The sequence below is a fragment of the Bradyrhizobium sp. WSM471 genome (genome assembly GCF_000244915.1).
Lineage (GTDB): Bacteria > Pseudomonadota > Alphaproteobacteria > Rhizobiales > Xanthobacteraceae > Bradyrhizobium.
The window spans coordinates 5,960,377-5,982,306 of sequence record NZ_CM001442.1; the positions used below are offsets into that span (position 1 = coordinate 5,960,377).

The 21,930-nt window shown below is 62.7% G+C and carries 19 protein-coding genes; 13 read left to right on the forward strand and 6 right to left on the reverse strand.

Translation table 11 applies throughout. The features are described from left to right. The 10 genes from ctaD (at position 1) to BRA471DRAFT_RS27180 (ending at position 10,824) form a co-directional block, all read left to right on the forward strand. Complete coding sequence (gene ctaD / locus BRA471DRAFT_RS27135; RefSeq protein WP_035974314.1) at positions 1 to 1,908, forward strand: cytochrome c oxidase subunit I; 1,908 nt, start codon at positions 1 to 3, stop codon at positions 1,906 to 1,908. Next, on the forward strand, positions 1,905 to 2,504 hold the full coding sequence (locus BRA471DRAFT_RS27140) for a cytochrome c oxidase subunit 3 (RefSeq protein WP_007613152.1): 600 nt from the start codon (positions 1,905 to 1,907) through the stop codon (positions 2,502 to 2,504). The genes ctaD and BRA471DRAFT_RS27140 overlap by 4 nt, the downstream gene beginning before the upstream one ends. After that, positions 2,501 to 2,854 carry a hypothetical protein gene (locus BRA471DRAFT_RS27145; RefSeq protein ID WP_007613156.1) on the forward strand — a complete coding sequence of 118 codons (354 nt, stop codon included), beginning with the start codon at positions 2,501 to 2,503 and terminating at the stop codon, positions 2,852 to 2,854. The genes BRA471DRAFT_RS27140 and BRA471DRAFT_RS27145 overlap by 4 nt, the downstream gene beginning before the upstream one ends. Further along, complete coding sequence (locus tag BRA471DRAFT_RS27150) at positions 2,842 to 3,765, forward strand: cytochrome c oxidase assembly protein (protein ID WP_007613162.1); 924 nt, start codon at positions 2,842 to 2,844, stop codon at positions 3,763 to 3,765. Before BRA471DRAFT_RS27145 ends, BRA471DRAFT_RS27150 begins: the two co-directional genes overlap by 13 nt. 72 nt (positions 3,766 to 3,837) lie before the next feature. After that, the gene (locus BRA471DRAFT_RS27155) at positions 3,838 to 4,629 is read left to right on the forward strand and encodes a heme-binding protein (protein ID WP_007613163.1); all 792 of its coding nucleotides are present in this window, start codon (positions 3,838 to 3,840) and stop codon (positions 4,627 to 4,629) included. Positions 4,630 to 4,737: 108 nt separating this feature from the next. Then, positions 4,738 to 6,573: a methanol/ethanol family PQQ-dependent dehydrogenase gene (locus BRA471DRAFT_RS27160; RefSeq protein WP_007613164.1), complete on the forward strand. Its 1,836-nt coding sequence runs from the start codon at positions 4,738 to 4,740 to the stop codon at positions 6,571 to 6,573. Beyond that, positions 6,557 to 7,396, forward strand: a complete 840-nt coding sequence (locus tag BRA471DRAFT_RS27165; protein ID WP_007613165.1) for a substrate-binding domain-containing protein — start codon at positions 6,557 to 6,559, stop codon at positions 7,394 to 7,396. Before BRA471DRAFT_RS27160 ends, BRA471DRAFT_RS27165 begins: the two co-directional genes overlap by 17 nt. After that, entirely contained in the window at positions 7,396 to 8,031 is a 636-nt protein-coding gene (locus tag BRA471DRAFT_RS27170; protein ID WP_007613167.1) for a cytochrome c, read from the forward strand. Before BRA471DRAFT_RS27165 ends, BRA471DRAFT_RS27170 begins: the two co-directional genes overlap by 1 nt. Before the next feature lie 19 nt (positions 8,032 to 8,050). Further along, positions 8,051 to 8,419 carry a cytochrome c family protein gene (locus BRA471DRAFT_RS27175; protein ID WP_007613168.1) on the forward strand — a complete coding sequence of 123 codons (369 nt, stop codon included), beginning with the start codon at positions 8,051 to 8,053 and terminating at the stop codon, positions 8,417 to 8,419. 5 nt (positions 8,420 to 8,424) lie between these two features. Continuing rightward, the gene (locus BRA471DRAFT_RS27180; RefSeq protein ID WP_007613169.1) at positions 8,425 to 10,824 is read left to right on the forward strand and encodes a glucose/quinate/shikimate family membrane-bound PQQ-dependent dehydrogenase; all 2,400 of its coding nucleotides are present in this window, start codon (positions 8,425 to 8,427) and stop codon (positions 10,822 to 10,824) included. Here the strand turns inward: BRA471DRAFT_RS27180 and BRA471DRAFT_RS27185 are convergent. Genes BRA471DRAFT_RS27185 through BRA471DRAFT_RS27195 form a run of 3 tightly spaced genes read right to left on the reverse strand, consistent with a single transcriptional unit; the run spans position 10,784 to position 13,286 of the window. Beyond that, positions 10,784 to 12,610 carry an SDR family oxidoreductase gene (locus BRA471DRAFT_RS27185; protein WP_007613170.1) on the reverse strand — a complete coding sequence of 609 codons (1,827 nt, stop codon included), beginning with the start codon at positions 12,608 to 12,610 and terminating at the stop codon, positions 10,784 to 10,786. The genes BRA471DRAFT_RS27180 and BRA471DRAFT_RS27185 overlap by 41 nt on opposite strands. Before the next feature lie 57 nt (positions 12,611 to 12,667). After that, complete coding sequence (locus tag BRA471DRAFT_RS27190; RefSeq protein WP_035975170.1) at positions 12,668 to 13,069, reverse strand: hypothetical protein; 402 nt, start codon at positions 13,067 to 13,069, stop codon at positions 12,668 to 12,670. A gap of 22 nt (positions 13,070 to 13,091) precedes the next feature. Further along, complete coding sequence (locus BRA471DRAFT_RS27195) at positions 13,092 to 13,286, reverse strand: hypothetical protein (protein WP_007613179.1); 195 nt, start codon at positions 13,284 to 13,286, stop codon at positions 13,092 to 13,094. 766 nt (positions 13,287 to 14,052) lie between these two features. Here BRA471DRAFT_RS27195 and BRA471DRAFT_RS27200 point away from each other — a divergent pair. From BRA471DRAFT_RS27200 to BRA471DRAFT_RS39845, 3 genes are all read left to right on the forward strand, one after another. Then, positions 14,053 to 16,479 carry an autotransporter outer membrane beta-barrel domain-containing protein gene (locus BRA471DRAFT_RS27200; protein WP_007613181.1) on the forward strand — a complete coding sequence of 809 codons (2,427 nt, stop codon included), beginning with the start codon at positions 14,053 to 14,055 and terminating at the stop codon, positions 16,477 to 16,479. A gap of 669 nt (positions 16,480 to 17,148) precedes the next feature. After that, positions 17,149 to 17,646, forward strand: coding sequence for a hypothetical protein (locus tag BRA471DRAFT_RS39840; protein WP_007613183.1), 498 nt, complete (start codon positions 17,149 to 17,151; stop codon positions 17,644 to 17,646). A gap of 283 nt (positions 17,647 to 17,929) precedes the next feature. Beyond that, positions 17,930 to 18,157, forward strand: a complete 228-nt coding sequence (locus tag BRA471DRAFT_RS39845) for a hypothetical protein (RefSeq protein ID WP_231170972.1) — start codon at positions 17,930 to 17,932, stop codon at positions 18,155 to 18,157. Here BRA471DRAFT_RS39845 and BRA471DRAFT_RS27210 read toward each other — a convergent pair. The 3 genes from BRA471DRAFT_RS27210 to BRA471DRAFT_RS27220 are packed head-to-tail and all read right to left on the reverse strand — an operon-like array spanning position 18,154 to position 21,902. Beyond that, a complete protein-coding gene (locus BRA471DRAFT_RS27210; RefSeq protein ID WP_231170973.1) occupies positions 18,154 to 18,465 on the reverse strand; it encodes a phasin family protein in 312 nt (103 codons plus the stop codon). The two genes, BRA471DRAFT_RS39845 and BRA471DRAFT_RS27210, sit on opposite strands and share 4 nt — an antisense overlap. A gap of 56 nt (positions 18,466 to 18,521) precedes the next feature. Continuing rightward, complete coding sequence (locus BRA471DRAFT_RS27215; protein WP_007613187.1) at positions 18,522 to 19,385, reverse strand: alpha/beta fold hydrolase; 864 nt, start codon at positions 19,383 to 19,385, stop codon at positions 18,522 to 18,524. Between the two features lie 9 nt (positions 19,386 to 19,394). Continuing rightward, the gene (locus tag BRA471DRAFT_RS27220; protein WP_007613188.1) at positions 19,395 to 21,902 is read right to left on the reverse strand and encodes an alpha/beta hydrolase; all 2,508 of its coding nucleotides are present in this window, start codon (positions 21,900 to 21,902) and stop codon (positions 19,395 to 19,397) included. Positions 21,903 to 21,930: the final 28 nt, after the last annotated feature.

The window sequence follows — 21,930 nt, forward strand, 5'->3', positions numbered from 1 at the left end:
ATGGCCGCTGAACCAAATGAGTTGCGCGACGACGTCCTGAACGGCCTGCAGCTTTCGACGCAGCTCGAGCGGGTGTGGCGCACGCCGTCTGGACTTGTCGGTGCGCTCATGTCGGTTGACCACAAGGTTGTGGGACGTCGCTACATCCTGACCGCATTCGCCTTCCTGCTTCTCGGCGGCGTTCTTGCGATCCTGATGCGCATTCAGCTTGCCGGGCCCGAGAAGACGTTTCTCTCGGCCGACAAGTACAATCAGGTCTTCACGATGCACGGCTCGACGATGATGTTCCTGTTCGCCGTGCCTGTCATGGAGGCGTTCGCCGTCTATCTGGTGCCGTTGATGGTTGGCACGCGGAACATCGCCTTTCCGCGCCTGAATGCCTTCAGCTATTGGATGTTTCTGTTCGGCGGCTGCTTTCTGTGGATCTCCTTTCTGTTCAACGTCGGCCCCGACGTCGGCTGGTTTTCGTACGTTCCGCTCTCCAGTCTGCAGTTCACGCCCACCAAGCGGGCCGATGTCTGGGCGCAGATGATCACCTTCACCGAGGTCGCGGCGCTCGCGGTCGCCGTCGAGATCGTCGTGACCGTGTTCAAGCTCCGCGCGCCAGGGATGACCCTCGACCGCATCCCCCTGTTCGTCTGGGCCATGCTGGTCACCGCCTTCCTGGTGATGTTCGCGATGCCGTCGATCATGGTCGCATCGACGTCGCTGATCCTGGACCGCCTCGTCAACACCCGCTTCTATGATTCGTCTTCGGGCGGACATCCCCTGCTCTGGCAGCATCTGTTCTGGTTCTTCGGCCATCCCGAGGTCTACATCATCTTCATCCCGGGCACGGGAATGGTGTCGATGATTCTCGCCACTTTCGCGCGCCGCCCGGTGATCGGCTATCCCGTCATTATCCTGTCCCTGATCGCCACCGGCTTCCTGTCGTTCGGCCTCTGGGTTCACCACATGTTCGTCACGGGCCTGCCCCAGCTCGGCGCCGGGCTGTTCACGGCGTCCAGCATGCTGATCGCTGTGCCGAGCGGACTCCAGATCTTCTGCTGGCTGGCCACGCTGTGGGACGGGCGTCCGGTTTACCGGACACCGCTGCTGTTCGTGCTCGGCTTCATCGTAATCTTCGTGCTCGGCGGCCTGTCAGGCGTGATGGTCGCCTCGGTCCCGATCGACACCCAGGTGCACGACACCTATTTTGTCGTCGCCCACTTCCACTATGTGCTGATCGGCGGCGCCGTCTTCCCGCTGGTGGGCGCGGTCTACTACTGGTTTCCCAAGATCACCGGCCGCATGCTCAGCGAACGGCTCGGGCGCTGGAATTTCTGGCTGGCCTTCATCGGCTTCAACGTCGCGTTCTTCCCGATGCACATCCTCGGGCTGATCGGAATGCCGCGCCGCGTCTACACCTACACCGCCGACATGGACTGGGCTCATTTGAATCTGCTGTCCAGCATCGGCGCATTCGTGTTCGCGCTCAGCTTCGCGCTGCTTGTGGTCAATGTAATCTACAGCCTGCGCAAGGGAGCGCTTGCGGGTGACAATCCCTGGGATGCCTCGACGCTGGAATGGGCGACCTCGTCACCGCCTCCGCCGCAGAACTTCGACCGCATTCCGGTCGTCAAACACCGCGATCCGCTGTGGGCTGATAGCGAGAGCCTGCCCGTGGTCGCGGGTCTGAGCGCCGAACGCCGCGAGGTTCTCCTGACCTCGCTGGCGGAAGCCGAGCCGCAGACCCGCGAAGCTTCGCCCGAGCCGAACATCTGGCCGCTGCTCACGGCGATCGCGACCACAATCTTCTTCATCGGGTCGATCTTCACGCCTTGGGCCGTGCTGTGGGGAACGCCGCCGATGGCCGTGACCTTGATCGGCTGGTTCTGGCCGACCGGCAGCAAGGAGGACGAGGAGTGAGACAGACGATCGTCCGCGACGTCTCGGACCTGCCGACTTACGGCTACGGTCCGCGCAGCGGTCCGTGGTGGGGCGCCATGGGTTTCATGGCCCTCGAAGGCATGGGCTTTGCCATTGCCATCGGCGCCTACCTCTATCTCTACGCAGTCAACCCGACCTGGCCGATCGGAGCATCCCCGCCGGATCTCTGGCCGGGGACGGCCGAGACGGTGATTTATGTACTAAGCATCATCCCGAACGAGTTCACCAACCGCGCCGCACACCGGCAGGATCTCGCGAAGGTGCGGATCGGTCTCATCGTTATGGCCATGATCGGCATCGCGCTGCTGGTGCTGCGCGGCTTCGAGTTCGCGCATCTCAACACCCGCTGGGACAATTCAGCCTATGGCTCCGTTGTATGGCTCATTCTGGGTCTACACACGACTCACCTTGCCACGGATCTCGGCGACACGGTCGTGCTGGCGGTATTGATGTTCACGCGCCATGCGAAACCGCGCCGTTTCAGCGACGTGACCGATAACGTGTTTTATTGGAACTTCGTCGTGCTCGCCTGGCTGCCGCTCTATGTCCTGCTCGATTGGGTGCCGCGCCTATGACCGAAGCCGAGGGACGTTCCAGACTGCTCTATTGGGCCGGTGTTGCACTGGGGCCTCTCGCATGGGGCATCAATCTGCAAGGGGTCTACGTGCTGACGCATTTCTCCTGTGAGAACACCAGGATCAGCGGCGCGATCATGAGTGCGGTTCTGGCTGTCGTCTCGCTCGCGGGCACTGTCATTTCCGCCCGCGCGGTTCGACGCCGCGCGGGGGCTGAATGGACGGATGCGCAAGGCGGCGGGCCACGGACGTTCATGGCCTGGGTCGGCGTCGGCTTCGGCGTGCTGTTTGCGCTGGTGATTGCGAACCAGTTCGCCGCCTCGCTCATGATCAACCCATGCCTGCGCTGAGCCTTGCAGCACTGCTGCTTGCACTGCTCGCGAGACCGGCGGCAGCGCACGGACTATCGGAGGTCGATCCCGGCTCGCTGTGGAGCTACGATCCGTGGCTCATGGCCCCGCTCTATGCCGTCGGTATCGGCTTCTATGTCGGAACCCAGCGGCTCTGGCATCATGCGGGCGGCGGCCGCGGCGTCAGCTTCCGCCAGGTGGCCGCATTCTGGACCGGATGGCTGGTGGCCGCGCTGGCCGTGACCTCGCCACTGCACTGGCTCGGCGAGCGTCTGTTCACCGCGCACATGGTCGAGCACGAACTGCTCATGGTGGTCGCGGCACCGCTGATGGCGTACGCCCGGATCAATGGGCCAATGCTGTGGAGTCTGCCAGCCCGGCTGCGCCCGGCCGCGGGTCGCATGCTCAATCTGCCGATACTGGCGTGGCCGTGGCGTTTTGTCAGGCACCCCATGAGCGCGACTGCCCTCCATGGCACAGCGCTCTGGATCTGGCATGCACCGCCGCTATATGCGTCGGCGCTTGAGAATACGGCCATCCATCGTCTCCAGCACATCAGCTTCTTCGCAAGCGCGCTGTTGTTCTGGTGGGTGCTGCTGCATGGCCGCGGTCAGGGTCGTAACACACGAATTCGCGACGGCATCGCTGTCGCGTGCCTGTTCATTACGATTTTGCATTCGGGTGTGCTGGGGGCTCTGCTGACAGTGTCGCCGAGGCTGTGGATCCCAGGCCAGGGCGCTCTCGCCAGCGAATTCGGCCTCTCGGCACTGGAGGACCAGCAACTCGCCGGCATCCTGATGTGGGTGCCCATGGGCATACTCTACACGGGGGCTGCGTTGTTCTTCGCTCATCGGTGGTTGACTGCGAACGGCGAGCATTCCCACCTGCCGCTCCTTCAACATCCGGGCTGAGCGACGCTGCATAGGAACCGCAACTTCTCTTCGGACGTTCGCCTGCCGACTGCGACACTCCACGGAGTTCACATGAAAAAACGATCCGTCATGGCCGCAACGGCTGTCTTCACCGCGACATTCGCGATGCCTGCAGTCTTGAACGCGCAGGATCAACCCCGGCCAGGGATCTCGTGCCCGGTCGACCATGACAAGCTCGCGGACATCCTCAAGAAGAGTGTCAAGCCGGGCGGCGGCCCGAGCAACGGAGGTCTCGACAACAACGAATGGGCTGCCGTCGTCGATCGACAGGGCGTCGTCTGCGCCGTCGCCTACAGCGGTAATAAGGCCGATGATCAGTGGCTTGGCAGCCGGGCCATCGCAGCCGAAAAGGCCAACACGGCGAATGCGTTCAGCCTGAAGGACAAGGCGATGGCGACGGCCAATCTGTATGCCGGTGCCCAGCCCGGCGGATTCCTGTTCGGCGCGGCACTCGGCAACCCACCGTCCCCGGAAGCCTTATACGCCGGATCTCCGGACAATTTCGGCACGGCCAACGATCCGATGGTGGGCAAGCCGATCGGCGGCACCATCGTGTTCGGAGGCGGGCTGGCGCTCTATGACGGCAACGGCATCACGGGCGCGCTCGGTGTCAGCGGCGACAGTTCCTGCGCAGATCACAACGTGGCCTGGCGCGTGCGTCACCAGCTCGGGCTCGACCGCGTGCCCGCTGGCGTCAGTCCCAACATGAAGGACGCGATCATCTATGACATCGGCCCCGACGGCAAAAGCCCGTCGGGATTTGGTCATCCCAAGTGCAACGGCAAAGAGGATCAGATCGCAGTCGACCTCGGCGCCGGCGTGTCAGGCAACGTCGTGAGATAACTCGTCGGCCTCACCATTTTGGAACCAAGCGAAGGCGGAACGTTTGTAGGTTCGTAAACCGGCCTGCAATGGCGTACGGCCTCGTCACCGCCGTGGAGATCTTTACATATGTTAGTGCGTGGTCTCACGCGTTTGCTGAGCGTGGCGTGCGCCTGCTGGGCGGTGGTGTCGTCCGCCTCGGCACAAACCGATCTGGCTAGCCGGATGAAAGACCCGGCCCAGTGGCCGATGGCGGCGCGCGACTATGCCAACACCCGCTACAGCGAACTCGACCAGATCAACGCGTCCAATGCATCGCGCCTGCAGCTTGCGTGGACGTTCTCGGTCGGCGTCGATCGCGGCCAGGAGGCGGCGCCGCTCGTCGTGGACGGCACCATGTATGTTGTCGGCCCCTATGCGGGCCCCTACCCTAACCGTGTGTTCGCACTCGATGCCACGACCGGTGAATTGAAATGGTCCTACGCACCGAAGCCGGAGCCCGCTGCCGCGGGCGTTGCCTGCTGCGACGTCGTCAATCGCGGACTCGCTTTCGACAATGGCAAGATTTTCCTCAACACGCTCGATAACCACACCGTCGCGATAGACGCCAAGTCCGGCAAGGAGCTTTGGCACACGAAGCTCGGCGAGATCAACAAGGGCGAGACCATCACGATGGCTCCCGTGGTGGTGAAGGGCAAGATCCTTGTCGGCAACAGCGGCGGCGAGATGGGCGTGCGCGGCTGGGTCACCGCACTCGACGAGAACACCGGCGCGATCATGTGGCGCGCCTACGCCACCGGCCCAGACAAGGACGTGCTGATCGGCGATGACTTCAAGCCGTTCTATGACAATCTCAAGGGCAAGGATCTCGGCGTGAAGACGTGGCCGGCCGACCGCTGGCAGGTCGGCGGCGGCACGATGTGGGGCTGGATCTCGTATGATGCCGATCTGAATCTGATCTACTACGGCACCGCCAATCCTAGTCCGTGGAACGCCAACCAGCGCAGCGGTGACAATCTCTGGAGCGCATCGATCTTCGCGCGAAACCCAGACACGGGCCAGGCGAAATGGGCCTACCAGGTCAACCCGCACGATCTGTTCGACCACGACGAGATCAACGAGAACGTGCTCGTCGACCTCGAGCTGAATGGACAACCGCGCAAGGTGCTGATCCACCCCGGCCGCAACGGCTATATGTACGTGATGGATCGCGCCACCGGTGAAGTCATCTCGGCGGACGCATATGAGTTCGTGAACGCTTACAATGGCGTCGACCTCAAGACCGGCAAGATCATCCCAAACGAGGAGAAGACGCCGCTGGTCGGCAAGACGGTTGAGAACATCTGCCCGACCGCTCCAGGCGCCAAGGACTGGCAGCCGAGCGCGTGGTCACCGCGTACAAAGCTGCTCTACGTTCCGCATCAGCATCTCTGCATGAACTTCAAGGCTTCTCAAGTCGGCTACATCGCCGGTACGCCCTATGTCGGCGCCGACGTCGACATGTATGCCGGCCCCGGCGGCTATCGCGGCGAGTTCATGGCGTGGGACCCTGTCGCGCGCAAGAAGGTCTGGGAGATTCACGAGAAGCTGCCGGTCTGGAGCGGCGCGCTGGTGACGGCTGGCGACGTCGCGTTCTACGGCACCATGGACCGCCTTTTCAAAGCTGTGGATGCCAAGGATGGGCACGTGCTGTGGCAATTCCGTGCCGGCTCCGGCTTCATCGGCCAACCGATCTCCTATCGCGGCTCCGACGGGCAGCAATACGTCGCGATCCTGTCGGGCGTCGGCGGCTGGCCGGGCGTGGTCGCCAATGCGGAGGTCGATCAGCGCGTGCGCAACGCCGCGCTGGGCTTCACCGGCGCCACGCAGGATCTGCCGTTCTACACCGCTGGCGGCAGCGAGCTGCTGGTGTTCAAGCTCGGCGGCGCGAATGGTGAGGACACCAGCCATGCGCCTTCCAAGTAATCACCTCGGCTTCGTCCTTGGGCTTCTTCTCGCGTTCGCGACCACGGCTGCGCCGGCCACAGAGGGCGAGCTTCGCGTCTGTGCCGATCCCAACAATCTGCCGTTCTCGAACAGCGCCGAAGCAGGATTCGAGAACAGGCTCGCGGCCATGATGGCCGAGCATTTCGGCCAGCAGGTCTCCTACACCTGGTGGGCGCAGCGCCGCGGCTTCATCCGTAACACGCTGAAAGCCGGCAGATGCGACGTCGTCATGGGCGTGCCGTCCGGCTATGATCTGGTCGAGACGACGAAGCCCTATTATCGCTCGAGCTACGTGTTCGTCACGCGGCAGGACCAGCACCTTGAGCTTTCGTCCCTGCTCGATCCGCGCTTGCATCACCTTGTGATCGGCGTGCACCTGATCGGCGATGACGGCAACAATCCGCCGCCGGCGCAGGTGCTCGGCGACCAGGGCATCGTTGATAACGTCCGCGGCTACTCCATCTACGGTGACTATCGCCAACCCGATCCGCCGGCGCGCCTGATCGAAGCCGTCGAAAGCGGCAGCCTCGATGTCGCCGCAGCCTGGGGTCCGCTCGGCGGATATTTCGCCCAGCGCTCTCCCGTCCCCCTGACGGTCACGCCAATCCGGGATTACGAACGCTTTGCACCTCAGCAATTCCAGTTCGCCATCGCGATGGGCGTGCGCAAAGGCGACGACGCCTTGCGCGACCGACTGAATGCATTCATCGACGAACACCGGTCCGAGATCACTTCTCTGCTGCGCAGTTACGGCGTTCCGCTGGTGGACCAACCGGTTGCGGTATCGGGAGGACATGAGTGATGTCTGCTCCAGTACTGCGCGCGAGCGCCCTTTCGTTGCTGCTGGCGGTCGTGCCGAATGGCGCGGGGCTGGCGCAGCAGACTTTGCCGCAGTCGCAGGAGGCGCAGATGCCGACGCTGTCTCCCCGCCCGAATTTCGGTGGCAGCGTCGGCAATGGCAGGCCCGGCGTCTTCATGCAGGTTCCGGTCAGTCACCTCCATCCCGGCGCCCAGCCGGACCCGCCGCAAATCAAGAACCCAGTGCAAGGCGATCCCAACGCGCAGCAGCGCGGGATGACTTACTATGTCAACTTCAACTGCGTCGGCTGTCACGCACCCAATGGCGGCGGCGGCATGGGGCCGGCGCTGAGCAACAACACCTTTACTTACGGCTCGCAGCCCGAGAACATCTTTCTCTCGATTTACCAGGGGCGGCCCAACGGAATGCCGGCCTGGGGCGGCGTGCTGCCCGACAGCGTGATCTGGGACCTCGTCACCTATATCGGCAAGATCAGCAACGAGCCGCGCCACCAATGGGGCCGCACCTTCTCGGCGAACCTGCCGTCGCCCGAGGTCGAGCAAGTCCCGAGCGAGCAGGTCTCGACGACCGATCCCTGGTCTGCCACCAAGTCTTTCAATTTCGGCCAGAAGCCCTGACCGGCCGAGCGGAGCAGCGATGGTGAATCCGATCACAAGATTGCTAGTCACTGCACTCCTGGCTACCGCTACCGCCGCCTGCGAGGCTGCGGGTCCGGACAATTTCATAGGCGACGCGCGTCGTGGCACCGACCTCGTCAAGCAGTACCAGTGCGGCGGCTGTCACGATATTCCCGGTATCGCCGGCGCCGAAGGCAATGTCGGCCCACCCTTGCATCGGATCGGCACGCGAACCTACATCGCCGGCTACATCCGCAATTCGCCGGACAACATGGCCGACTGGATCGAGGATCCGCAGAGGGCGTTGCCGGGCAATGCCATGCCGCGAATGGGCATCCCGCAGAAGGACGCGCGGGATATCGCGGCATTTCTCTATACGCTGAAGTGACCATCATGCCTCCGACGCATCGTTCAACGAATTGGTTCCGTGACGCGCCATTGCTGGCCATCACCATGGTGGTCGTCGCTATCATGGGATTGGCCCTCCTGGCTGGCGGTGCCTGGCTCGCGGCCCTCGGTGGCTCCGTCTACTATCTGGTCGCGGGCATCATGCTTCTACTCACGAGCTGGCTGCTCGCGCGCCGCCGTGCCGAGGCGCTCTGGACCTATGCCGCGCTGCTGGCCGGAACGATGGCCTGGGCGATCTGGGAGGCCGGCCTCGATTTCTGGTCGCTGGCGCCGCGCGGCGACGTGCTCGTGCCGCTTGGCTTGTGGCTGATGCTGCCCTTCATTGCCTCCCGCCTGGCGCCCCGCTTGCGCGCAGCGCGATGGGCGCTTGGCCTTGTGCTGGTCGCCGCAGCCATCGCCGTCGGCATTTCCCTGACGAGCGATCGCCGCGATCTTGCCGGCACGATACCTGAGGGCGAAACAAAGGGAGCCATTGCGTCTCCCGAACCGGACCAGCCCGCTGCCGGCCAGAACTGGACGGCCTACGGCGGCAGCGGCTTCGGTACGCGCTTTTCGTCGCTGAGCCAGATCACCAAGGACAACGTCAAGGACCTCAAGCTCGCCTGGGAATTCCGCACCGGCGACCACAAGGGCCCTGATGACCCCGACGAGATCACCAACCAGGCAACGCCGCTCAAGGTGGGTGATCTCCTCTACACCTGCTCGCCGCACCAGATCGTGTTCGCGCTCGAAGCTGCGACCGGAAAACTGCGCTGGAAGTTTGACCCGCAGGTCCAGCACAACAAGGCGTTCCAGCACATGACCTGCCGCGGCGTGGCCTATCACGCGACCAAGCCCGGCGCGGTGACTGCCGACGGCACGCCGGCGCCGAGCGATTGTGCGGGACGCATTTTCGTACCGACCAACGACGGGCGGATGTTCGCGCTCGATGCGCAGAGCGGCGTGCCTTGCCAAGGTTTTGGCAACCAGGGGCAGATCGATCTCAAGCAAGGCAGCGAGATCCAGACACTCGGCTTCTACGAGGGTACCTCACCGCCCGTCGTCACGGACAAGGTGCTGATCGTCGGTGGAGCGGTCATTGACAATTATTCCGACCGCGTGCCGTCGGGTGTAATTCGTGGCTTCGACATCTATTCAGGACGGTTGATCTGGGCCTTCGATGCCGGCAATTCCGATCCGAACGAGATGCCCTCGGCCTCGCACCATTTTACGGCCGGCTCACCCAATTCGTGGAGCATTTCGGCGGTCGACGAGAAGCTCGGACTCGTCTACGTGCCGCTCGGCTCGAGTTCTCCGGATATCTGGGGCGGCGGCCGTTCGCCCGAAAAGGAGCGCTACGATTCGGCATTGATTGCGCTCGATGTCTCGACCGGAAAACTGCGTTGGTCGTTCCAGAACGTGCACCACGATCTCTGGGACATGGATATGCCGTCGCAGCCCAGTCTGGTCGATTTGCGCTCCAACGGCGGCGTGACGCCGGCGATCTACATCCCGGCAAAGACCGGCGACATCTTCGTGCTCGACCGCCGCGACGGGCGTCAGCTGGTGCCCGCACCGGAGAAGCCGGTGCCTCAGGGCGCCGCGAAGGGAGACCGGCTGTCGCCAACCCAACCTTTTTCGGAATTGAGCTTCCGCCCCTCGGGCAAACTGACGGACGCGCAGATGTGGGGCAGCACGATGTTCGACCAGCTCGCCTGCCGGATCAAGTTCAAGCGCCTGCGCTATGAGGGGCCGTTCACGCCGCCGTCGGAACAAGGCACGCTGGTGTTTCCCGGAGACTTCGGCATGTTCGAATGGGGCGGCATCGCCGTCGATCCGCAGCGCCAGATCGCGATCGCGAACCCTCAATCGATTCCCTTCGTCTCGCGCCTCGTGCCGCGCGGGAAAGACAATCCGGCCGCGCCGAACGCGGCGCATCCGCCGGGAACCGAGCTCGGCGTGCAACCGATGTATGGCGCCCCCTATGGAGTCGACCTCGGCATTTTCCTCTCACCGCTCGGCATCCCCTGCCTTGCCCCGCCTTGGGGCAACATCGCAGCGATCGATCTTAGGACGCACAAGGTGGTCTGGCAGCATCGCATCGGCACGATCCGCGATCAGGCCCCGCTGCCGCTGCCATTCAAGCTCGGCGTTCCCATGCTCGGCGGCCCGATCGTCACCGCGGGCGGCGTCATCTTCATCACGGGAACGATGGATGACTACATCCGCGCGTTCGACGTTCGCGATGGCAAACAGCTTTGGCAGGACCGCCTTCCTGCCGGCGGCCAGTCGACGCCGATGACCTATGAGGCCGGCGGCAAGCAATATGTCGTCACGGTCGACGGCGGCCACGGCTCGTTCGGAACTAAACTCGGCGATTACGTGCGGGCCTACGCGCTGCCGTGATCTGCCTCGGCACGGCTTGTTTGTATTTGCTGACGCCTTGTCCCGGTCTGCCGGCGCGACGCGCAACTGCTGAAGCCAGGAGAGCCACGCCCGCAGCCAGTCCCAGCGCCGCGAGCCCCTGACTGATGACCCCGGCAGGTGGGAGCTGCTTGCGTGACAGCCAACCGCCATCGATCGACGTGCCCTGCGGACCAGCTTCAATCATGGTGCCCTCGCTGCTCTTCGCCGCGCGCGCGCGCGACAGCAGATAGCGGAAGGCAGCTCCCACGATGTTCTCGGTGATCTGCGGAGCCATCGCGTAGGCAATTTGGCCGGCACGGGCCGGCCAGCCCACGGCGACCTCGTCCCGCGGTGCGCGAACGAGGCTCACGAAAGTCTCGGCAACGTCCTGCGCCTGATACAGCAGCGGACCTGGATCAAGCGTTCGGCCGGACATATTGGCGCCGTGGACGAAGCCCGGCGTGTCGACCATGGCCGGGAAGACGCCGCAGACATGGATGTTGCGGTAAGCACTGAGCTCCTGGCGCAGGCTCGCCGTGAACCCGCGCAGGCCGAACTTGCTCGCCGTATAAGCCGCAGCGAAAGGCGTCGGCGCCCAGCCGCCGAGCGAGATGTTGTTGATCAGGATGCCGCGGTTCTGGCGGAGGAAGATCGGAAGCACCGCGAAAGCGCCATGCATCGTGCCGAGGAGATTGACCTCGATCGTTCGGCGATGAAGCGCGATATCCGCGTCTTGATAGGCCCCGAAAACGCCAGTGCCGGCGTTATTGATCCAGACGTCGATGCCGCCGAAGGCGTCTTCGGCCTCTCGGGCCAGTCGCTGCACCGCCTCGGCATCGGTGACATCGGTCGGGATCGCCAATGCGCGGCCTCCGAGCGCCTCGCATTCTGCGGCGAGGCTCGTCAGGGCTTCAGCACGGCGTGCCGCCAGGACCACGCTTGCGCCCTTGCCGGCGAAGGCCAGCGCCGCAGCACGCCCGATTCCGCTCGAGGCTCCGGTGATGACGACGCGCGTGCCAGTCATTTGCCGCGGCTCAGATCCGGAGCCGCCCGCCGGAAGCAGCCAGTGCAGGGATCGCCGGAGACGCTCGGTTCCGTTCGCTTCGAACCAGTCGCCATGCGCGAAGATCACCCGCTCCGGAGACAGCCGTATGAGCCGCTCGGCTGCGGATCGCACCGAACGGCCGCCGAGGCGCAGCAGCAGCCGCAGATAGACCGGCGCCATTCCGTTTGGCTTGGAAATGCCGAGGAAGTTCGCCGCGGTCTCGTTTGGCGCGCTGAGATCATGAGGATCGAGATTTTGCACGAGATCCGTCAGGATCAGTGTCCGGCTGCGCTTGTCGAACAGCTCGATCTCGGAGAACATCGGAGCATTCACCGAGACGGCCTCGAGGTCGGCCCTCCATTCCTCAGGCGTTGTGTCTCCCAACTCGCGGTCGATGCGGATGCGTGCCGCCCGCACTTGCCTGCGTGCCGCAAGACCGCGCGCCGCGAATGTCGTCACCTGCGGCAGCTCGCTCTGCCACTCGGACAGGAACATCCAGTGCGCGATATTCGGCGCGAGCAAGTACCTTATCGTCCCAAGCCGCTCCAGCTCACCGCGGAGAGCCGGCGAATATCTCACCGGCGAATGCAGCACGAGATCACCGTTCGAGAGCCGAATGACGGTCATACGCACCGGGAGTTTCAGACCGGCGGCGCTGATCGGGGCGTCGTCCACGACCCGGATATCGTCCGTCGCTCGCGACAAACGGGCGGTCGACAAGGTGGCGTCGGAACTTTGCATGAGCGTCTTCCATCACAAGGCGTTTGCTCAAGCCTCGGGAGCGACGCTCGTTCCTCGCTAGGACGCCCGAACCTGCTTGCGGGCATTGCGTCGGCGACGGCGCGCCGCGAGTCGTCCTCCGACCCTCTCCGCCGGAAAGTGCCGCGTGATCGCCGGTAGGAGTTCCGGCTCTGGGGGAGGTTGTTGGGCGGCAATCGGCGCTTGGTCCGGACGAGCTTCCATCAGATCGAGCACGGCGCGGCCCTTGTCCGTGATGCGCCACCCGCCATTCGTGCGGTCGATCAGCCCTTGCGAAAAGATGTCCAGGCCGGGCACCCGCGCGCCCAGCCGCCGGGTACGCTCCGTCCAGTCGCGACCGCTGGTCGCCAGAATGGCCATATCCCGCTTGAGATCCTCCAAGGCGGCGAACCCATCCGGGTAGCTCACCAGGATCTTGAGGACCGTCACGTGGAAATTCACCCCCGCCCCCACATGACCATCGTCACATCGTCGGGATTTCTGAGAGAGCATTGCGGGCCGCTTGCTTGAGCCGATCCGCAGAGATGTCACCCCTGCTTGCAGTCTCCAGAAGCTTCGAGGCTACACGGGTCCTGGCGCCGATCTCACAGCGTGGAACACCGTCACACACCTCGTCGAGAACGGTGCGCAACAACGCCTTGGTCGCGGTATCGATCATGGAAAGCCCCAGCGGAAAGGTTCACGGTAGGGCAATCGCTCCGGCCAGGGATTCAACATTGTTAATGAGCTGAAAATTTCGCTGCCTGGCTACTGCCGGCTTGGCGATGTTTCGGGGTTGCCGAGCGCGCGACCGTCCTGGTTACTGCCCGCATTGCGCGTGAGGTCGTGGGAACCTCCGTCGCTCGCCAATCGTAGTCGAAGCCGAGCGGCAAGTCGCAGGGACCCGCGACAATACACGCACACTACAGGGGCGCCGCGAAAAGTTGGCGGCGGGCATTTGTAATGCCAGCGATCGGTCAGTATTGCTCCCTATTGCGTGGCGGAAGAGCATCAACGGGCAACAAACTCAAGTTGCATCTCCTGTCGTCACAATTACGGCCATCCCATCACGATTGTGATCCTTTGTACTCCATCATGACGGCTGCGTTTATCGTTGCGGATTGGAGGTTGCTTTGGACCCGGATCGACTTCTCTTCATCCGACCGCGCCGCGATACCTCGCCAGCACGCGCCGCGTGCAGACATCTCTCATCAGGATTGTTCGCAACGATTGCGCTTATCACTGCAGCACCGGTTTCGACGCACGCTCAGACAAACTGGACCGGGGCATTCTCCAATGGCTGGTTTAACCCTCTAAACTGGAGCGCCGGTGTTCCGAACACGGCGACCAGCGCAAACATTGACACGGTGATCCCAAATTCGACGGAGGTCAGGGGACCGGGAGCAACAGCACTAAACCTTGCAGTCGGTCAAAACGGGACAGGAATGCTCGTCATCCGAAACGGCGGAACATTGACCGACATAGGCGGCTTTATTGGTAATTTGCCGGGTTCGCAGGGTACCGTGATCGTTTCCGACGCCGGCTCCACATGGACGAACATTGGCAACCTCGTGGTCGGCGGTTTGGGCGCGGGCGCGCTCACCGTCGAAAGCGGCGGTACCGTGAACAGTTTCGGCGGCGTCTCCGTCGGATTGTCTACCAACTCGTCGGGGACAGTGACGGTTACCGGCGCGGGCTCCAGTTTGAACATCACTGCAGGCGGCGGGTTCAATATCGGCAGTTTTGGCACGGGCACGCTCACGATCACGAACGGTGGAACGGTCATCAATAACACTGCGTTCACTGCCAACATTGGTAGCAATGCAGGCTCGCTCGGTACGGTAAGGGTGGCGGGCGCGGGCTCTATCTGGAGCAACAGTTCGGGCGTGAACGTCGGCAACTCGGGCACCGGCACGCTTACGCTTGCGGAAGGCGGCGTCGTTACGGCGCCTAGTGTTGTGATCGCGGCAAATGTAGGTGCGACTGGAACGCTCAACATCGGCGCGGGCGCGAGCGCCCCGGCGGCTGCGCCCGGCACGCTCAACACCCCGAGCGTGGCATTTGGCGCCGGCGCCGGCGCAATCAACTTCAATCATACGTCCGCCGACTATGTGTTTGCACCGACGATCAGCGGTACCGGCACCGTCAATGTGCTTGCCGGTACCACCAGGCTCACCGCTGCCAACAGCTATTTCGGCGCGACGAACGTCAACGCGGGCACGTTGGGAGCCGGCGCGGTGAATACGTTCAGTCCAAATTCGGCAGTAGCGGTGGCCCCAGCTGGAACGCTCGATCTCAACGGCTTCAACCAGACCGTACTCAGCCTCACGAACCGCGGTCTGGTGAGCATGGGTACGAGCACTGCCCCCGGCACGGTCCTGACGACGAACGGCTACATCGGGATTGGCGGAACGATCGCGATGAACACATTTCTTGGCGCCGACGGTTCGCCGTCGGACAGGCTCGTCATCAATGGCGGGAATGCGACCGGGAATTCCTTTTTGCGCATCACCAATGTCGGCGGCCCCGGCGCCGAGACGGTGGCAAACGGCATTACAGTGGTGCAGGCAATTAACGGCGGCACGACGGCTCAAGGTGCTTTCGCGCTTGCCGGCGAGGTGCGCGGTGGCGCCTTTGACTATTTTCTTTTCCGTGGTGGCCTCGACCCCAGCAACAGTCCCAACGACTGGTTCCTACGATCGACCTTCACCGTGGGGCCGCCGATCGAGCCGCCGACCTTGCCGATCCTGCCGCCCGAGCCGCCGGTGACAGGGCCGCTGCCGCCGGGCGTCTATCCAATTATTGGGCCGGAGATCGCGACCTATGGCGTGGTCCAGCCGATCGCCCGGCAATTGGGGATGACGACGCTTGGCACCTTGCATGAACGAACCGGCGATACTTCGCCGACCGCAAACACGGACACGCCGTGCCCAACCGATGGTAACACATGGGACAGGATGCCGCGCAGGACACCGGTGAAGGCGTCGACAGATTGCCTGAATGCCGTCTGGGGAACTTCGGTCTGGGGCCGGTTCCTGGGCCAGCAGATCGACAACCACTACAAGGCGTTCGCTGATCCGCGCACCTCCGGACAGGTGCTGGGTTTTCAGAGCGGAATGGATCTCTGGCGAGGCGAATGGATACCGGGCCATCGCGATGCCGGAGGCATTTATGTCGGATATGCCAACGCCAATGTCGATGTGAGCGGCCTGGTCACGAACGAAGCAGCGACCGGCTACGTGCTCCGTCACACCGGCGGTCTCAATCTCAATGCATGGTCGGGCGGCGCTTACTGGACGCATTACGGCCCGAATGACTGGTACCTCGACGCGGTGGCGCAGGCGACGCGCTATGAAGGCGCGGCCTCGACGCAATTCGCCAGCCTTTCAACCACCGGTTTCGGCTTCCTCTCATCGCTGGAGACGGGCTATCCCATTCGGCTGCCGATGTTCGGGCCGGGCTTCGTGCTGGAGCCGCAGGCGCAGATCGTCTGGCAACATGTGTCGTTCGACGACGCCCATGATGGCCTAGGTGCGGTCGCACTGGGTACTACGTCGGGCACCAGCGGGCGGATTGGCCTGCGCGGCCGATGGACCGTCGTCAGCGACAGCGGCCAGGTGTGGCAGCCTTATGTTCGCGCCAATCTGTGGCGCGATTGGGCGGCGCAGGCGACGACGACATTTTCCGGTGTCGATCTGGTGCCCTTGCTTGAGCAGACCACGCGCCTGCAACTGGGAGGCGGGGTGAGTGTGAGGATGAACGCCAACGTCAGCTTCTACGCCAATGCCGACTACCAGTTCGCTGTCAGCGATACCGACGGAGGCAGGCGCGACGGCGTCCGCGGAGCGGCCGGTATGCGATATGCGTGGTGAACTCGAGGTCATACGGAGAAAAGAGTAGCTAAGAGCAATAAAGTGATCTTGCAAATCCCATTCCCGCCTCCGTCCCGTTCACCCTTCTCCGGCCACCACTTCGACGGCGGAAATCTTCTGGCTAAAGATAACGGATGGGACCGCATGCTGAATTGGTGCCAGTTGTCTGAAGCGGTTGGGCGGCTTGCCTGTTTGTCGCGGCCCGGCGATCTGCCCTCCCTCGCCTTTACAGAAAGTCGCCAACATCGCCGGTTGGCGCAAATGCCGCATCCGCCAAGGCTTGACCGTAGCAACGACGGCCAGGACCACACGTCTATATTTTGGCATCCGGTGAAACACGCCGAAACTAACAAAATACTTGAAGCACGGATTTTTCGACTACCCTGATGCAGGCTGTTTCAGCGGGCTTCACCAAATTGAGGGCCCGGCCCTAAGCCTTCCAGCTGTCCGCACGACAAGCTGAAAGACTCAAAGCCGAGCCCTTTGGTCCAAGCCTCAGGAGCCGAAACCACATGGATAACAGCATCGCCGCCTCCGCCGCCGGCAAGCGCGGCCGCAACAGCAGCGTCATCCTGACCGACCGCCTGTGCGAGAAGCGGGTCGCCAAGCAAAGCCAAGCTCTACGACCGCAAATGCCCTGGTGTCTACGTCAGCATCACCGCGGCGGGCGTGGCGACCTTCTCGTACAAGTTCACCGACCGGCAGACCGGGAAGCAGCGTACCGGCTGGCTCGGCGTCTACAATCCCGAGACCTTCACCGTCGAGGACGCCCACAGCAAGGCCTACGGCCTCAAGGGACTGGGTGCCAAAGCTCTCGCCGAGAGTTTCCGGGACCAGAAGGCCAACAAGGCAAAGCGCGGCAAGACCGTCGCCGAGATCATTGAGGAGCGGATCGACTGGATGAAGACGCCAGTCAAGAAGCCGGATGGCGAGATGCGGCCCCGGCTTGAGGCTTCGGAAAATACGGCGAGCCACCTGCGCCGGTTTCTCGGTGCGAGGCTTGGCAAGACACTCGCGAGAGACGTCACGAAGCTGACATCGCAACACTCTCGAATGACATTGTCGCGGGGAAGTTCGGCAAGCCCTCCGTCAGCAACGCCCGCCATATGCGCAAGGCAGCCTCGGGGCTGTTCAACTGGGCGGCTGAAGCGGGCCGCGACTATGTGACCGCCAGTCCTTGCATCAACCTGCCGAAGCTCGATCCCGGGCATCCGCGCACGCGAGTCCTGTCGGAGAATGAGATCAGGATCTTCTGGCATGGACTGGATCGCAAGGACCTGCCCTGGGACCGCCGGACCCGGCTGGCGCTCAAGTTCGAGCTCGTAACCATGCTGCGCTCGCGTGAGTTGCTCGGCGCGCACCGGAGCGAGTTGTTCGACTCGACCGCGAGCATCCGCGGTTTGACATGCCCCTCAAGCGGGTCAAAAAGCGGCGCGGGATCCAGCAGCCCTTGTCTGATCTGGCGATCATCAAGGAAGCGCTCGCGCGGGAGGATCAGCAATTTGTGTTCGAAAGCCCCATGTACAAGGGCCAGCCGATCCACCGCAAAGCGATGGCCGATGCGTTGCGCGGCACAAAACACGAGAAGAACGAGGACAAGACCAAGACGCCTGGGCTAGGCGCCGGCGATCGAGGATCGCGCCTGATGGCCGCCATGGCAGCAAGGAGCGTGATTTAATTCTTCGGTGCAAACGCTTCGGTCGCCGCCTTCATGGCAGACTCGCCCATGCTTCTGGTTTGCTCGGTGAGCAATCGCATTTGGGCCTGGAAGAAATCAGACTGGATCTCGAGGGCGTCCTTCATGTCCTTGGCCTGCATGAGCCTGTCGCCGAGGTCGAACGTCGCGGTGACGTTGCGTTGCATGTAGCCGCAGAACTCCTTGGCGCCGCTTGCAATCGGCAGCTTTGAGGCACTTAAGCCCATTTCCAGCTGCTCGAAATACTCGGCGTTTGCCTTGCGCAGGCGAACAAGCGTCTCGGCGAGCATGGTGCGGATACCCGCTGCGGATGGATTGCTATCGGCCATGGTGTCATTCCTCCTTGTTATGCCGTAAGTCCCCCGAACCACGCGCCAAAATAGCCGGCGTAGAGCGCGGGCATTTCGAGATTCATCGAATGTCCGATACCGGGCACCACGACGAGGCGGCAGTCCGGCATTGCCGCGGCCATCGTGCGAAGGTCGGCGGGGGGGATCCAGCCGTCCCGTTCACCCCACAATACCAAATGCGAATGCCCGATCTCCGGCATGCGGCTCTCCAATTCCCGACTCTCCCGCTCGCGTGTGAGATTGACGGGCGTCCCGATCCAGATGCCCTCGGAGACGCCGAAGGTTTGTTCGATGATCCGCTCGAACAGCGCCTGGATGTCCGCGCCCCCTGGACGGAATTGCGGGATCTTGTTCGGCGCCATGCTTTCCGGCACGAACAGCGATGATGCCGCGGTCGCCATCACCGAACGGGTCAACTCCTTGCTCGCCATCATCGCCCGAAACAGTCCGATCTGATCAGCATTGAAGGCCATGCCCAACGGCGTGACCGGATCAAGCGCAAATACACGCCCGAACCGCCGTGGCTGCATCAGCAGCATGCGGGCCGCGATGATGCCGCCGGTCGAATGCGTTGCAAGATGGCAGTATCCAATGTCCAGCGTATCGAGCGCGGCCAGCATGTCTTCCGCATGCTGCTGCATCGTATAGTTGGTGTAGTCGACCGTAGGCTTCGGCCGGTCGCTATCACCGCAGCCGCGCCAGTCGATCCCGATCACGCGGAGGCCGGAGGGAAACAGCGGCGCAGCGAGCTCGATCCAGTCCTTGCTGGCGAGATTGCCATGGATGAAGACGACCGTGACGGCGCCTTGTCCCCACTCTCGCCAGCCCAGCTGGACTTCGCCTGCCTGCACCCTCGGCATCGACCGGCCCTACTTGTTGAGGCCAGCGGTAGGCGCGGCCCCCGGCGGTGTCGGAGCTACCGGCAAGGCCGAGACCACCGCCCCCTTGATCATGCGATCGGTTCCGACCGGCGATGAGGTGTCGACGCTTCCCCGCGTCACGAAATCCACGACATCGGACGGGTATTCGACCGGATTGTCTGTGTGAATGAAATGCCCGGTCTCCGGATAGATCTTGAGGATCGGCCGATTGCCTGCATTGCTCATGCGCGTCATGAACGGCGTGATGGCGTCGCGTCCGAGGTCCGTCAGCCCGTTGAATGCCGGCGTCGGGATGAACGGCTCCTTGTCGCCGAATGCAAGGAAGATCGGCGCCTTGATCTGCGTGAGCCGCTTGTAGAGGTTCTTCGGATCATCCTGCTGCAGTTCCGCGCCGATCGTGTAGATGTCGTAGATAAAGATATTACACCACTGCTCCAGCTCCTTCGGATTGCCCTTGGTCAGTCCGACGCGCTGCTCGGTGTGGAGGCGGGCATATTCGCTGTCGCTGAAGAAATAGCCACTTTTGGCGGCCGACACCGCGCCGGTCTCCGGGTCACGCTTCTTGAAGTAGAAGAAGTCCCGGATGTTCTGCTCGTCGCGCGCCTTCTCCGCGGCAAGGATCCCGGTCTGGTCCCAGGTCGCCCTCCATTTGTCGAAGTCATGATCGAAGGCCCGGTCGAACAGCGGCGCCTTTTTGCCCTTGGCGATGGTGATCTCGCGCGGATATTCCTCGAGACCGGACGGCGCCTCCAGCGCGAGGCCCTGCACTGCATCCGGCCAGGTCAGGGCATAACCCATCACGAACTGACCGCCGAGCGAATGGCCGAGATAATACGCCTTCTTGACGCCGAGCTGGTTGACGACGAGATCGTAGATGACCTCGCGCATGTCCTGCATGGTGCGCGCCGGGCTCTTGTCGAGATTGCCGGGGCCTGACATGCCGTAATGCGGCAGGTCGGGCACGATCACGCGCAAGCCGCTGCGTAGTGCATACTGCATGATGTTTCCGTAGTGCCCGCCGAACGCGCCCTTGCCATGGATGATCACAAGGATCTTCGGATCCTTCTCCGTGCCGGCATATTCATCCATGTAGCCGATCTGCCAGGAATTTCCGCCCTTGTCTTTGGCATTGGCGTATTTGACCGGATAGGGATAGGTCACGAACTCTTTCCAGAACGACTTTTTGGGGTCGATGTTCTCGGCGACGCCGGGCACGCGATAATTCTTGTCAACGAACTTCTGCGCCCGGTCGAGGCTCGCCACATCATCCATGAAGGCAACGAACTTCGGGTCATTCTTGCGCTGGTTGATGATCGGAAACACACCATAATGGGCGACCGGGCTTTCCTGAGCAATAAGGTCTGCACCAGGCACGCGATCGACTGCCTTCTGAGCCAGCTTGAAGTTTAGCCACAGGTCATTCGTGATGTGCATCACCAGCGTCCGCGCCTGGATGCGGCCGAGATAAGGGTTGATGTTGTGGGTTTCGCCGACACGGTTGCGCCAGACCAGGTCGACCGCATCGTAAAGCTTGGCACGGTTGACGACGTTCAACGCTGCTTTTTCGTTCGGTGGGTCCCAATAGAAGATTTCGGGCTGGACTGCCCCCCAATTCTGGGTCGTACGGAACGCAAAGTCATAGCCCGTCATGCCGAGGATCGACCAGCCGAATGCCACGCCCGGCATCGGGTGCTTCTCCTTGGGCAGCTTGTAATAATCACCCTTCGTGTTCTGCCACACCGGATCGGATTCGATCGCTGCCGTCATCATCTGGAATGTCCAGTTGCCGACCGGATCTTCGCCATCCGACTGCGTGGTGCCGCCGATCGGCATCAGTGCGCCGATATATTCGGGATGCATCACGCCCCAGACATAGGTCTGCGTGCCGCCCATGGAAACGCCGGACACCAGCGCAACGCGCGCGACCTTCAGCCCGTCGCGCAGCATTCGGTAATTGGCCTGGACCATGTCATAGTAGCTGTACTGCGGAAACTTTACGCCGAGACCGTCCGAAGGTTTGCTGGCGCCCCAGGTTCCAAGCGGATCGACCATGATGACATAGTAGCGATCCGTATCGATCGGCCGGCCCGGGCCGATAATTGGCACGGTGCCTGATAACGCTGCTCCTTTGACCCACTGCTCGTACATGTCAGTGGAGTCACCGGAATAATATGAGTTGATGACAACGGCATTGGTGATCTCACCAGCTGCGTTGCGCCGCGGCGTACCGACGGCGATATAGGCGGTGTGCAGTTTCCCGGCGCCAAGCGATTCAAGGGTGACACCGCCCTCCCCGCCATTCTCCCACTTCGAGGGATCGGCGAGATCGTACTTGCCGCCAAGCCGGAAATTCGCAATCTCGTACGTCTTCTTCAGCCCGTCATGCTGTATCTGCGACGAGCGGCGTGTGAAGGGCTGCGCGACCGCGAGCGATGTCCCGATCAACAGCAGCAGCAGGCTGATGAGATATCGCCGCATGACATGTCTCCCGATCATGACGAATTCCTCCGGCAGGCTTGATTTT